Source organism: Olsenella porci (genome assembly GCF_009695875.1).
GTDB classification, from domain to species: domain Bacteria; phylum Actinomycetota; class Coriobacteriia; order Coriobacteriales; family Atopobiaceae; genus Olsenella_H; species Olsenella_H porci.
Window position 1 is genome coordinate 25,628 of the sequence record NZ_VUNC01000001.1, and the last position, 12,864, is coordinate 38,491.

At 66.4% G+C, this 12,864-nt stretch carries 11 protein-coding genes; 3 read left to right on the plus strand and 8 right to left on the minus strand.

The genetic code is table 11. The annotated features are described in order from the left end of the window. Positions 1 to 23 precede the first annotated feature (23 nt). The 3 genes from FYJ68_RS00140 to FYJ68_RS00150 all read right to left on the minus strand — a co-directional run bounded on the left by FYJ68_RS00140 (position 24) and on the right by FYJ68_RS00150 (position 3,431). Positions 24 to 569, minus strand: coding sequence for a hypothetical protein (locus FYJ68_RS00140; RefSeq protein WP_154433312.1), 546 nt, complete (start codon positions 567 to 569; stop codon positions 24 to 26). Positions 570 to 578: 9 nt separating this feature from the next. Further along, complete coding sequence (gene folP, locus FYJ68_RS00145; RefSeq protein ID WP_154433313.1) at positions 579 to 2,015, minus strand: dihydropteroate synthase; 1,437 nt, start codon at positions 2,013 to 2,015, stop codon at positions 579 to 581. A gap of 675 nt (positions 2,016 to 2,690) precedes the next feature. Then, the gene (locus FYJ68_RS00150; protein ID WP_154433314.1) at positions 2,691 to 3,431 is read right to left on the minus strand and encodes an NAD-dependent protein deacylase; all 741 of its coding nucleotides are present in this window, start codon (positions 3,429 to 3,431) and stop codon (positions 2,691 to 2,693) included. A 61-nt stretch (positions 3,432 to 3,492) separates the two neighbouring features. Between FYJ68_RS00150 and FYJ68_RS00155 the strand changes: the two genes are divergently transcribed. Next, complete coding sequence (locus tag FYJ68_RS00155; RefSeq protein ID WP_154433315.1) at positions 3,493 to 4,488, plus strand: patatin-like phospholipase family protein; 996 nt, start codon at positions 3,493 to 3,495, stop codon at positions 4,486 to 4,488. A 63-nt stretch (positions 4,489 to 4,551) separates the two neighbouring features. After that, positions 4,552 to 5,331 carry an exodeoxyribonuclease III gene (locus FYJ68_RS00160; RefSeq protein WP_154433316.1) on the plus strand — a complete coding sequence of 260 codons (780 nt, stop codon included), beginning with the start codon at positions 4,552 to 4,554 and terminating at the stop codon, positions 5,329 to 5,331. A gap of 69 nt (positions 5,332 to 5,400) precedes the next feature. On the opposite strand, the gene FYJ68_RS00165 is transcribed toward FYJ68_RS00160, so the two are convergent. The 5 genes from FYJ68_RS00165 to tilS form a co-directional block, all read right to left on the minus strand. Further along, complete coding sequence (locus FYJ68_RS00165; RefSeq protein WP_326832131.1) at positions 5,401 to 6,234, minus strand: phosphatase; 834 nt, start codon at positions 6,232 to 6,234, stop codon at positions 5,401 to 5,403. 69 nt (positions 6,235 to 6,303) lie between these two features. Continuing rightward, positions 6,304 to 7,488, minus strand: coding sequence for a pyridoxal phosphate-dependent aminotransferase (locus tag FYJ68_RS00170; RefSeq protein WP_154433318.1), 1,185 nt, complete (start codon positions 7,486 to 7,488; stop codon positions 6,304 to 6,306). A gap of 182 nt (positions 7,489 to 7,670) precedes the next feature. Continuing rightward, on the minus strand, positions 7,671 to 9,590 hold the full coding sequence (gene ftsH, locus FYJ68_RS00175) for an ATP-dependent zinc metalloprotease FtsH (protein WP_326832132.1): 1,920 nt from the start codon (positions 9,588 to 9,590) through the stop codon (positions 7,671 to 7,673). A gap of 37 nt (positions 9,591 to 9,627) precedes the next feature. Beyond that, complete coding sequence (gene hpt, locus FYJ68_RS00180) at positions 9,628 to 10,182, minus strand: hypoxanthine phosphoribosyltransferase (RefSeq protein ID WP_154433319.1); 555 nt, start codon at positions 10,180 to 10,182, stop codon at positions 9,628 to 9,630. 151 nt (positions 10,183 to 10,333) lie between these two features. Beyond that, complete coding sequence (gene tilS, locus FYJ68_RS00185) at positions 10,334 to 11,860, minus strand: tRNA lysidine(34) synthetase TilS (RefSeq protein WP_326832133.1); 1,527 nt, start codon at positions 11,858 to 11,860, stop codon at positions 10,334 to 10,336. A gap of 94 nt (positions 11,861 to 11,954) precedes the next feature. Between tilS and FYJ68_RS00190 the strand changes: the two genes are divergently transcribed. Further along, a complete protein-coding gene (locus FYJ68_RS00190) occupies positions 11,955 to 12,782 on the plus strand; it encodes an MBL fold metallo-hydrolase (RefSeq protein WP_154433320.1) in 828 nt (275 codons plus the stop codon). Positions 12,783 to 12,864: the final 82 nt, after the last annotated feature.

Below are 12,864 nucleotides of genomic sequence, written 5' to 3' on the forward strand. Positions count from 1 at the left end.
ACGGAGGGGGCGAGACGGACGGCTCACGCCAATCGAATCCCCGCCTGCTCGGGGGAGAACTCCAGCTGCCTGCCGGAGTCCAGGGTGACCGTCGCGCGGCCCCATACGTCCAGGCCGGCAAACGTGCCCGTTGCCGCGACGCGCCCGTTTGGGTAGATGACCTCGACCCTCTTTCCCAGGCGCGGCTCGCGGTCAAAGTAGTCCGAGAGGAACGATGCCCAGGCGCCCCCTGCCGACCGACCGTTGGAGACATCCCTCTCCCATTGGTCAAAACGGGCCCTGACGGCATCCTCGAGGTTGGCTTCCGCAGGAAGGGCCGACGCGCCATCACTAGGCGTGAGGTCAATCCGCACGAAGACTCCCTGGTCGTCGTAGCCGCCACGGGCAGACACCGCACAGACGGGCGTACCCTCCGCGGCCACCACGACGTCGTGGGGCCAGTAGATTCCCAGCTCGTCCGACCCCGAGGCCGAGGCGGCATCGACCACGCCCATCGCGGCGATGGCGGGGGCCGCCACCAAGAAGCCCATGGGCACCGCGGGCCGCACCGTCAGCTGCACGTCTCCCATCCCGACCACCTACTGCCAGTCGAGGACGCCGAGCTCGGACACCACGTGGCCAACGCGCTCCTCCGGCGCGTAGACGGGCACCCCGGCGTGCATGAGGAACCTGACCGGGTCGTGCATGAGGTCCTCCATGGGGACCAGGACGTAGTCCCTCTCGCCCAGATGCGGGTGGGGCAGCGTGAGCTTGCGGCCGGCATGCTCCTCGTCCTCGACGTAGACCAAGTCGCAGTCGATGGTCCGCGGGCCATGACCCGTCTGCTCGGGGTCGCGCTCGCGGCCAAGCTGGTGCTCCACGTTCATGAGGTCGTCCAGGAGGACCATGGGGTGAAGCTCGCTGCGGATCTCGACCACCGCGTTGGCGACCGACGTCTTGATGCCGTAGGCGGGCTCGGTCTCGTACGCATGGCTCACCTGCACCACACAGGTGAGGGGAATCTGGTTGATTAGGCGGACCGCTTGCGTGAGGTTCTCGAGCCGGTCGCCCACGTTGGAGCCGATGGAGACGAAGCCCTGGCGCGGGTCCGCCTTTGCGACCGACCAGTACGAGTCAATTGCCTGGCAGGCGGTGGCAACGTCGTGCACGCGAAGGATGCGGGCGCCAGACTCGATCGCCGACAGGCAGATTCCCATCGTCGCGGGGTCGCGGTCGGCGGCGACCGTGATACCCGAGACCGCTCCAACGAACCTCTTGCGCGACACGGCGGTGAGCACGGGGTATCCCATCGAGACGAGCTTGCGGGTGGCACGCTGGATGACCACGTCCTGGTCGGCGGTCTTGTCAAAGCCGGGACCGGGGTCGATGCAGATGCGGTCGTGGCTCACGCCGGCACGCATGAGGATGCGGGCCTGGTCGCCGAGGAAGCCCATCACGTCTCGCATGATGGGCGCCTCCTCCGGCAGCGTAAAACGACGGGTGCTGGTGGGTATGCTGCGCTGGGGCGCACGGGCGGGCCGGGCGCTGTCCAGCTGCACGAACTTCCTGGTTGCCTGTCCCTCTCCCCTGTTCCAGTGCATGACCACGCAACCGCAGTTTGACTCGGCAGCAACGCGGACCATCTCCGGATCCGTGAAGCCCGAGACGTCGTTGATGATCGAGACCCCCATGCGGGCGCACATGTGGGCAACGGCAGGGTGGCGCGTGTCTATGGAGACAATCGCGGAGGGCGCGGCCTGGAGGATCCCCCTGATGACCGGGACCACCCGCTTTGCCTCCTCCTCGGGGGAGACGGGCGTGTGGCCGGGTCGGGTCGACTCCCCACCGACGTCGATGATATCCGCGCCCTGGTCGAGCATCTGAAGGGCGTAGTCCACCGCGACCTTGGGGTCGTCGTGCTCTCCCCCATCCGAGAAGGAGTCAGGCGTCACGTTGAGGATGCCCATCACGCGCGGGCGGGCAAGAGAGATCTCGTGCCGTCCGCAGCGCCAGATGGAGTAGTCCTGTCGAAGCATGGGTCGTGCCTCCCCCAAAGTGAGCGGGGCGCTCGCGGCGCCCCGAGATAGTCTTCATAATTGTAGTCGCTTTGGGTTCGGCGCACCCACGCGACGCGCCGGGCGTGTGGCGGCCCCGGCAGCAGGAGCTCGATACGAGTGCTCACGACGGGAGTTTCCTGCCAGCTGTCCTGCCGGAGAGGGGTTCGGCTCCCTTCTCGCACCACCCCAAGACCGGAAACTGGCCAAGGGGACGAGGGCAACCGCCTGCATGGGAGGGGACCGGCCGACGGGCGGTGGTCGCCCCGCTCCATTCCTAGGCAATCGATGCCACGGTCCGGGATGCGGGACGGCAGCGATTCGCTCTGGCGCCGTTACCGCACAAGGACGCCCCGCCACAACTGGAGAGCATCCTACCCCGTGCGGGAAAGGGGCCCTCGCCAGCAAGGCCATGCCCCCTGGACGGGAGAGGAGGCAACACCTCCCCTCTTTGATCTTCGATGCGACCTCATTCGCGACCGGGCGCGGGTCTACCGTCTCCGCGACGGGATGGAACCCCGCGGGCGCCTCCCAAGCCCCGTGCAGCCCCGATCGCTGCTTCCGGAGCAATGCGAGAGGAACGCTCCTCTCCCCTACGGCAGACCGCACCCCACGACCGAAGTCCAGGGCCTCCGCCACCGGCTCGCCGGAGGGACGTCAGAACTCGAACGCCTTCGCGATATCGCACGCGCACACGAGGTCGGCCATGTCGTCCTGTGGGGTTGGCTCCAAGTTGCAGATAACGAGGTCGCTGCCGCGAAAGTACTGGACGAGGCCCGCCGCGGGGTACACCACGAGCGACGTCCCGCCGATGATGAGCATGTCGCACCGCTCGATGGCACGAACCGCCCTGCTGATGTTGCCTTGGTCCAACGCTTCCTCGTACAGAACGACGTCGGGCTTGACCACACCCCCGCACTTCTCACAGCGGGGAATCCCGCCGGTTGCCAGGATCCACTCCTGGGAGTACACCTCGCCGCAGCGGCGGCAGATGTTGCGGTGCGTGGATCCGTGCAGCTCGATGACGTTCTTGGACCCCGCTGCCTGATGCAGACCGTCGATGTTCTGCGTGATGACCGCCGCGAGCTTTCCCTCTGCCTCGAGCTCGGCGAGCTTGCGATGTGCCTGGTTGGGCTGCGCGTTTGGGGCGCACATGACATGACGATAGAAGTCGTAGAACTCCTCCATGTGCGACTCGTAGAAGCTGTGGCTCAGCATGGTCTCAGGTGGATATTTGTAGCCGCGCTGGTGATAGAGCCCGTTAGGACTCCGGAAATCGGGAATACCACTGGCAGTGGAAACGCCTGCGCCCCCAAAGAACACGACGCTCTTGGCGCGCTCGACATGATTCTTGAGCTCCTGGGCCGCCTCGCTGGGGTCTGTGATCGTCTTCGCCATGATGGCCTCCCGTTCCACTGGCTTGCCTGGACCAACTCTATCACCGGGAGGTGTGGCAAACATGACCCAGCAACCCAAGGCTCAGCCCCTTGCGAGCAACGTCACCGACTGCGCCCTTATTTTTGAGGGCGGCGGCTATCGGGCCGCCTACACGGCGGGATTTGCCCGCGTCCTCCTGGAACAGGGCATCTACTTCGACTTTGTCTGCGGCATCAGCGCCGGCGCCAGCCACACCGTGGACTACGTCTCGCGCGACCTCTGGCGCACTCGGTTCGCCTTCCTGGGAGAGAGGCCCAAGGGCATCCAGATCAACGGGCTGGGTTCGATGCTGCGGGGCGACCGCTACTTCAACGCCGACTACCTGTACGAGGGATGCGTTGAGGACGGCTTTATGCCCTTTGACTGGAAGACCTTCTGCGCCAACCCGGCGCAAGTGGCGGTCCAGTCCTTCGAGAGCGACACGGGCCGCTCCGTCACGCTCACCAAGGACGACATGCCCGACATGGAATCCATGATGCACGCGGTCCGTGCCAGCTCGACCCTCCCCGGCATGATGAAGCCCATACGGATCGACGGGCATGTGATGTACGACGGCGGCCTGGGCCAGGGTGCGGGCATCCCCCTCCACCTTGCTGAGGACGCAGGATACAAGCGGTTCTTCTTCGTGGCGACCAGGCCTCGGGGATACCGCAAGCTCCCGCCGACGGGTGCCGAGAGACGCATGCTGCTGGCCGTCTCGAAAGGCAATCCCTATGTGAGAAACGCACTTCTCACCCGCTGGGAGCGCTACAACGTGGAGCTGACCCGGCTCGAGGGGCTCGCGCGCGAGGGCAAGGCCTACATCGTCTACCCGGACGAAATGCCCCTTTCGAGTGGCACCACCGACACCCACAAGCTACACGAGGCGTACGACCAAGGCCACGCGCAGGGCATGCGGGAGCTGCCGAGGTGGAGGGAATTCCTCTTTGGTTCCCCTGACGCCGGCCCCAAGCCAGACCCCAAGGTCCTCCGCGAGGTCGAGGCCGAGGCCGAGGGCTACATCACGATCTCGAAGTGAGGACGCCGCCAGCCCCAGCCTGTGCGACAATCCCCACGGATTGTGCCGAGCGAAAGGACCAACATGGCAGATGAACGCGAGCTGCGCCTCGTCTCGTGGAACGTGAACGGCCTCAGGGCCGTGCTCAAGAAGGAGCCGAGCTTCACCGAGATCTTTGGGCAGTGCGACGCAGACGTCTTCGCGATACAGGAGACCAAGCTGCAGGAGGGCCAGGTGAGCCTGGATCTTCCCGGCTACGTGCAGACGTGGAGCTACGCAGAGCGAAAGGGCTATTCGGGAACCGCCGTCTTCAGCCGCGAGGAGCCGCTGCAGGTGATTCGCCAGATCGGCTCCCCCGTCGCGGACGACGAGGGGCGCGTGTGCGCGCTGGAGTTCCCCTCCATGTGGTTCGTGGACGTATACACCCCCAACTCCAAGCAGGGCCTGCTGCGTCTGGACGAGCGCATGGTGTGGGACGAGCACTTCCGCGACTTCCTGTCGGAGCTCTCGCAGGACAAGCCCGTGGTGACCTGCGGCGACTTCAACGTCGCCCACGAGGAGATCGACCTCAAGAATCCTGACACCAACCACGAGAACGCGGGCTTCAGCGACCAGGAGCGCGAGAGTTTTACCAAGCTGCTCGACTCCGGCCTCACGGACACCTTCCGCGCGCTGCACCCCACCCTCGAGGGCGCCTACAGCTGGTGGAGCTACCGCATGCGCTCGCGCGAGCGAAACACGGGCTGGCGCATCGACTACTTCCTGGTGAGCGACCGCATCGCGGACAGGGTCAGGGACGCCCGCATCCTAGGCGACGTCTATGGGAGCGACCACTGCCCCGTGGAGCTTACGCTCGCTATCTAGGAGAGAGGCTCGGCGCCCCGGTGTCGGGCCTCTCCCCTGGCATCTGGGGCATGCCGTGACACGAAGGGCTTACTCGATCGTGGTGCCGACACCCTCGCGCATCGCCTGCAAGAAGCTTTCGGCGTCCCGCGTGGCGATTAGCGCCTGGGGGAAGTGGATGCGCTCGAGCATCCTGAGGGCGGGCTCGAACCCGCCGATGCCGCAGCTGATGTGCGCGTCGCTGCTCACCACGATCTTGCAGCCCTCCTCGGCGCACACTTCCGCAAGCGCCTGACAGCCGTCGATGGTGTCCTTGTGCCCGATGACGGAATCGAGGCTGTGCGCGTTGATCTCGATGAGCTTGTGGAGCTCCTTGGCCGCCCTCACGACCTCCCTGTGCTCGAAGGGGACCCTGCCGCGCACCGGGTGGCCCAGCACCAGCACCTTGGGGTCCTGGAGAGCGGAGAGGTACATATTGGTGGTAACGGACAGGTTCGCCTCACGTGCGAAATCCCTGCCGTGCACGCTGGCGATGACGTAGTCGCAGCGCGAGAACACCCGTTCCTTGAGCGTCGCGGGCGACTCGACATCGCCCGTGATGCCCTCGTCAATCATGATGTCGTGCCCATAGAGGTTGCCCTTGAGGTCGACGATGTCCGCCTCGCAGCCATGGAGCAGCCTCACGCCGTGCCACACCCTCGGCCAGCAGCCAAAGTTGTAGAAGTACTGGTAGTCGCGTGTATCGCATGCAAGCCTACCGTCCCCCGCTGCAACAGCGGGATGGAGCATCGACGAGAAGTGCTCCGTGCATCCCAGCAGCTCGAGCCTCAGCTCGGCGGCGGCGCGCACGTTCTCCTCGATCGTGGAGTAGGCGTGGCGGGAGTAGATGGTGTGGGTGTGGATGTCGCAGGCGTTGCGAAGCACGTTCGCTCTCCCTCCAGGAGTCAGACGGTAGGCCAGAAGTCATTTTCGCACCTTGCCGGCGCGGCGTGCCTAGCGTGCGTACTCCCCCGCGAGGCGCTCCCATGCGGGCATGGAGCCCACGATGGTCTCGTGGCTCACGCAGTACCCCACGCGCACCCATCCCGTGCAGCCAAAGCTGTCGGAGGGCACGGGGAGAAGCTCCTGCTCGCGCGCCTTGAGGAAGAACGCTTTGGCGTCGGGCTCGAGCGCCTTGACCCACAGGTAGAAGGCACCCTGCGGCTCTATGTACTCGTAGCCCAACCTCGAGAGGCCGCTCGTGAGCGCCTCCCGGTTGCTGGCGTAGGCCTCCACGTTGCTCGGCACGTCCACGCAGTCGGCGACCACACGCTGGAACAGCGAAGGGGCGCACACAAAGCCGAGCTTGCGACCCGAGCCGGCGACGGCGGGAAGAAGCTCGTCGTGGTCCGGATTGGTGGTGGGCACCAGGACCCAGCCAATGCGCTCGCCGGGGAGGCTGAGCGACTTTGAGTAGCTGTAGCACACCAGCGTGCGGTCGTACACATCGGGGACCCAGGGCACCTCAGCACCGTAGGTGATCTCGCGGTAGGGCTCGTCCGCGATCAGGTACACGCTCGTGCCCAGGGCAGCCTCGCGGTCACGCAGGACGGCGGCAAGGTCCTCAAGGTTCTGGAGCGAGTAGACCGAGCCCACGGGGTTGTTGGGCGAGTTGACGATCAGGGCCTTTGTCCTATCGCCCACCGCCCTGCCAATGGCGTCGGGGTCAATCTGGAAGGTCGCGGGGTCGGCGGGCACCTCGACGCAGGTCGCTCCCGCGCTCTCGATCCACACCCGGTACTCGGGGAAATAGGGGGAGATCACGATGACCTCGTCACCGGGGTTGACCACCGCGTTGAGGACGATGTTGATGGACGCCGCCGCACCGCAGGTCATGTAGAGCTCGTCGGTGCCGTACGAAGTGCCAAAGCGCCGGTTGAGGGAGTCTGCGACCGCCTTGCGCGTTGCCGGGTAGCCCGCCGCGGGGGTGTACCCATGGAGCTCGGTCGGGGGGAGGGAGAGGTTCCGCTGGATGGACTCGCGGACCTCCTCCGGCGCGGGGACGGACGGGTTGCCCAGCGAGAAGTCAAACACGTTCTGGGCGCCAATCTGCGCCTTGCGCCTCGCGCCGTACGCCGCGATCTCACGGATGCTCGACTTCTGCGCTCCATAGGCGTAGCTCTGCTGGTTTATGGACATGAAGGGTCTCCCCTCTCCCCCGGTTGATCGTTGCGGTCAGACTGCCGTGGGGCAATTGTAGGTTCGCGCGCCACGTGCCGTCACGCGCGTGCGCAAAACGAAACCGGGGACGGACACAGCGGCCCATCCCCGGCAGGCGGAAGCTACCATCATCACCCAAGCTCCGGGCGAGAGGAACGCGGCTACGCTCCCTCCACCGCCGCCTCGGGGTGGCTCTGGACGTACTCGTCCCACTTGTCGTCGAGCAGGGCGTCCACGACCTCCCCCTCGACCGTCTCGCGGGCGAGAAGTACCTTCGCCATGGTCGACATCTGCCTCGCGCGGTCGCCCAGCACCTGGCGAGCACGCGCGTGCGCCTCGCGCATGATGCGCTCGACCTCGTCGTCGATCCTCTTAGCGGTCTCACCCGAGTAGTTCTGGTGCGTGGTGTAGTCGCGCCCCAGGAAGGGCTGGTGATCCTGGTCGCCAAACACCTGCGTGCCCAGTTCGTCACTCATGCCGTAGCGGGTGACCATCTCGTGCGCCATCTTGGTCGCACGCTCCAGGTCGTTGCTCGCGCCGGTGGTGATGTCCTCGCAGAACAGCTCCTCGGCGGTGCGGCCGCCCAGCAGCACGGCTATCTGGTCGAGCATGGAGTCGCGCGTCTCCAGGAAGTGGTCCTCCTCGGGGAGCTGCAGGGTGTACCCCAGCGCACGACCGCGGCTGATGATGCTGATCTTGTGCACCGGGTCACTGTTCTCCAGCACGTGACCGACAAGGGCGTGGCCGCTCTCGTGAAAGGCGATGACGCGGCGCTCCTTCTCGCTCATGACGCGGCCCTTCTTCTCGGGGCCGGCGATGACGCGCTCCATGGACTCCTCGATCTCGTCCATGCCGATGGTGTCCTTGTGCCTGCGGGCGGCGAGCAGCGCCGACTCGTTCATGAGGTTGGCCAGGTCGGCACCGGTGAAGCCGGGGGTGAGTTTGGCGAGCGAGCCAAACTCGATGTTGGGCTCCAGGGGCTTGTTGGCGGCGTGGACCTTAAGGATCTTCTCGCGGCCCTTCACGTCGGGGGCGTCGACGGTAATCTGACGGTCAAAGCGGCCGGGACGCAGGAGTGCAGGGTCCAGGATGTCGGGGCGGTTGGTCGCGGCGATGAGGATGACGGAGCTGTTGTCGTCAAACCCGTCCATCTCGACGAGCAGCTGGTTGAGCGTCTGTTCCCTCTCGTCGTGGCCGCCACCCAGGCCCGCGCCGCGCTGGCGGCCAACCGCATCGATCTCGTCGATGAAGATGATGGAAGGGGCTGCCTCCTTGGCCTGCTTGAACAGGTCACGCACGCGGCTCGCGCCAACGCCCACGAACATCTCCACGAAGTCGGATCCCGATATTGAGAAGAACGGGACGCCCGCCTCGCCGGCAACCGCCTTGGCCATGAGGGTCTTACCGGTGCCCGGAGGGCCGACTAGCAGGACGCCGCGGGGAATCTTGGCGCCCATCTTGTGGTAGCGTTCGGGCTCGCGCAGGAAGTCGCGTATCTCTTTGAGCTCCTCGACCGCCTCGTCCACGCCGGCGACGTCGTCAAACTTGACCTTGGGGCGGGTCTGCTCGGTGGTGCGCGCCTTGTTGGCCCTGCCAAAGTTCATGGCGCGGCCATTCTGGCTCTGCATCTGTCCCATAAAGTAGAGCATCGCAATGACCACGATGGCGGTGGGGACGACGGAGATGAGCACGTTCTCCCACACGTCGGGCGACGAGGTGTCCACGTTGAACTTGACCTTGGGATGGCTTGCCATGAGCTCCTGAAGGCTGTCCGACCCAACGTAGTAGCTGACGAAGCTCGTGGACGAGCCGTCGGACGACATCTTGCCGTGCAGACTGCCGTCGGAGGTCTTGTAGGTGACCTCGCTCACCTCGTCCGACTTGACCGCAGCAACAAAGTCGCTGGTGGCAAGGGTCTTGGTGCTCTCGGACCCCATGACGCCCTGTGCGGCGGAGTAGACTCCGTAGGCGATGAGGGCGACCAGGATGAGCGCGACGATGGCCGCCTGGCGTCTCCTTCCGGGATCGCCCTTGGGGCTCCCCAGAAGGTCGTTGCGATTTGGTTCATTGTTGTCTGGCACGAATAGGCTCCTTGCGTGACGGGCCCATGCGAGGTCGCTACCTCGAATAGACCTCGGGCTTGAGAATGCCCACGTAGGGCAGGTTGCGATAGTGCTCGGCGTAGTCCAGGCCGTAGCCCACGATGAACTCGTCCGGCACGTGGGTCCCCAGGTAGTCCGGCTTAATCGCCGGCGTGTGGTTGGGGATGTCCTTGAGCGAGAAGGCGCACACCTTGACGGAGCGGGGACCGCGGCCGCGCAGCATGTCGACCAGATAGCTCAGCGTGAGGCCGGAGTCCAGGATGTCCTCCGCGATGATGATGTCGCGCCCCTCGATCTTGGTGCTGAGGTCCTTGAGGATGCGCACCACGCCCGAGCTCTTGACCCCATCGCCGTAGCTCGACACGGCCATGAAGTCCACCTCGCAGGGCACCGTGATGGCGCGCAGGAGGTCCGCCGTAAAGACGAACGCGCCGCGCAGGACCGCCACGATGAGCGGGTTCTTGCCGGCGTAGTCCCTCGAGATCTCTGCGCCAAGCCGCGAGACGATCCCCTTGATGTCGTCCTCGGACAGAATGACCTCGGAAATGTCCTCGTTGATCTCCTGAGCCATGAGCCTTGCCCCTTCTCCTCTGCGTTGCCGTCGCGCGCCCCGCGGCTGCCTCTGGACGCGAGCTCGGGGCGACATGCTATGCCATGGTACTACGGCCCAAGTGCGCAAACCCCCAGGGGCAACAACCTTCACCAGCAGTGTTCACCTGCGGCTACGGGCGTGGGTCCTGCCGCTCCAGCAGCGTGAGCTCCACGACCGTGCGGGTGTCCGGGGTGCAGCGCGCCCCCTCGTCCGGGCGGACGCCCGCAACCCACACCACCCTGCCGGTGGGAGAGGTGCGGAGCACGGGGACCGCGCCCCTCTCCGCCGCGGGAATGCGTGCCTCGTTGAGGAGGTCCGAGAGCTTCTTGGACTGCCCGTGCATCCCGAGAGGGCACAGGACGTCGCCGGGGGCGGGGGCGTCGACCCACAGGCGCCCGCCGTGGACCGGGTCCACGGCGCAGGAGGCGGCATCGAGCATCACCGAGGCCTTGCCCCACTCGCGGGAGTGGGCACGGGCCACCTCCGGTGCCTTGGAGCCGGCGGGAACCTGGGCGAGACGCGCCACGACGGCACGACCGTCCCCCAGCTCCAGGCGGCCGGGGACCTCGAGCCACGCGGGGCTGACCGACCCTGCGGGGGCGGCAGTGCGGAGGAACAGGAGGCCGTACTCAACCCGGGCATCGCAGCCCATGGGTATGCTCGCCGAGCCGCTGCCCCTCGCGACGAGCGAGAGCACCTGCGCCACATGGCGGGCCTCGATGCGCGCGCCCGGGCAGATCCCCAGGATGGCCATGCGCACGACGCGACGGGCAATCGCCACGTCGCAGGCACCAAGCCGCGCCGCGTCGAGCGCAACCATGCCGTCGGAGGAACGCCGCACTAGGTCGCGAAACGTCCGCGTTGCCGCCTGGGTCATGTATGAATCCTCGTCGCCCAGGATGTCGCAGGTTGCCGTGAGACTCGACACGACGCGCGGGTTGCGTCTCTCCACCACGGGCATGACCTCATGGCGCACGTAGGAGCGCAGGTAGCGCGTGTCCCGGTTGGTGTCGTCCTCGCGCCACACGATCCCCCGCATGCGCAGGAGGTCGCATAGCTCCTCGTGCGTGCGGTCGAGGAGGGGTCTCACAATGCGGTTGCGACGACGGGGTATGGACGAGAGGCCCGATGGCCCGCTGCCCCTGATGGCGTTCATGAAGAAGGTCTCGGCGCGGTCGTTCGCCGTGTGCGCCGTGAGGATGCGTGCGGCGGAGCGGGGCGTGCCAAACTCCTCCGAGAGCTTGTTAGCCAACCGGTTGGCCGCCCTATACCGCACCTCGCGACCTGTGTTCTCGACGTTTCCATCCGCCTGGCCCGCCAGCGCACGCACGTCCACGCTCACCACGTCGCACGGGATGCCAAAGCGCTCGGAGAGCTCGCGCACGAACTCCTCGTCCTCCTGGGCGTCCAGCCCCCTCAGCTGGTGGTTCACGTGCAGCACATGGAGTCGCTCGCGGGCGATGCGGGCGACGCCGCGTCCATCGTCTATGTCAAGCTCGGACGTCGCGGCAAGCACGAGGAGCGCCGTGGAGTCAGCACCACCCGAGACCATCAGGACCACGGGGGCGCGCATGGCATCGTCGCGGCGGGAGGACGGCCGCTCAAACGGGCCGCCGGGGGTCGCATACCTGCGCATCACGCTCGTCACCTTTGCCACGCCCCCTTCGTGTACCCTACTGCGTTGCCGCCGCCCTGGCGGACGGCTGGAAAGAGTGTACGTCTATGCCGGGCCAACGCCCGAGGAGGGGACCATGACTCCACTCATGCATCTCTACGTGCTAGCAAGCGGGTCGGCAGGCAACGCCGCCGTGATCGACGGGCCGGACGGGGCGATTCTGATCGACTGCGGAATCTCGCGGAAGGAGCTCGGACGACGCGCGGCGGACGCAGGTGCCAACCTGGATCGGGTGCAGGCGGTCTTCGTGACCCACGAGCACGGCGACCACGTGCGCGGCATCCCCGTGCTCGCCTCCCACACGGAGTGCCCGTTCTACGCCACCGCGGGGACGGCGGGCGGCGGTAAGGCACTTCTCGACGTCCCCTTCACGCTCGTCTCGCACGACGACGAGGTCGATGTGGGCGGCATGCACGTGACCCTCTTCCCAACCAGCCACGACGTTGCGGACCCCTTTGGAATGAGGGTCGAGGTGCGCGACGACGGAGGCGCAACCCTCGACGCCATCGGCTGGTGCACGGATACGGGCTTCCTCACTGCGGAGGCACTCGGCGCGCTGCGCGACGTTCGCATCCTGGGGATCGAGTCCAACCACGACGTCGAGATGCTCCGCAATGGCCCGTACCCCGCCTTCCTGCGGAGGAGGGTCGGCGGCGAGGCCGGGCACCTTTCCAACGAGCAGTGCGCCGACGCGCTGTCCCTGCTGGTAGGGGACGACACCGAGACCGTCGTTGCCCTCCATCTGAGCGAGAAGAACAACCGCCCCTCCGTCTGCATGAGGACCCTGGCGGGGGCGCTGGGCGCCAGCCTGCTGGACGGCGAGGACGGTCCCGAGGCAAGGACGGAGGACGGCGCCATAAGCCTGTGCTGCGCCCACCAGGACCGCCCCGTCGTCATCTGGTAGGGCGTCTTCTCTCTCGCCCAACCCAACCCACGCAAAAAGGGGCGGGGGAGACGCTCGTCGCGCCTTCCCCGCCCCTACGTGC

What these genes read in the sequence shown, in the direction of transcription:
- FYJ68_RS00170 (WP_154433318.1), bottom strand. Translation starts at nt 7,488, where the DNA reads ATGTCCATAAACCAGCAGAGCTACGCCTATGGAGCGCAGAAGTCGAGC.
- FYJ68_RS00190 (WP_154433320.1), top strand. Translation starts at nt 11,955, where the DNA reads ATGACTCCACTCATGCATCTCTACGTGCTAGCAAGCGGGTCGGCAGGC.
- FYJ68_RS00160 (WP_154433316.1), top strand. Translation starts at nt 4,552, where the DNA reads ATGGCAGATGAACGCGAGCTGCGCCTCGTCTCGTGGAACGTGAACGGC.
- FYJ68_RS00140 (WP_154433312.1), bottom strand. Translation starts at nt 569, where the DNA reads ATGGGAGACGTGCAGCTGACGGTGCGGCCCGCGGTGCCCATGGGCTTC.
- hpt (WP_154433319.1), bottom strand. Translation starts at nt 10,182, where the DNA reads ATGGCTCAGGAGATCAACGAGGACATTTCCGAGGTCATTCTGTCCGAG.
- FYJ68_RS00150 (WP_154433314.1), bottom strand. Translation starts at nt 3,431, where the DNA reads ATGGCGAAGACGATCACAGACCCCAGCGAGGCGGCCCAGGAGCTCAAG.
- FYJ68_RS00155 (WP_154433315.1), top strand. Translation starts at nt 3,493, where the DNA reads ATGACCCAGCAACCCAAGGCTCAGCCCCTTGCGAGCAACGTCACCGAC.
- folP (WP_154433313.1), bottom strand. Translation starts at nt 2,015, where the DNA reads ATGCTTCGACAGGACTACTCCATCTGGCGCTGCGGACGGCACGAGATC.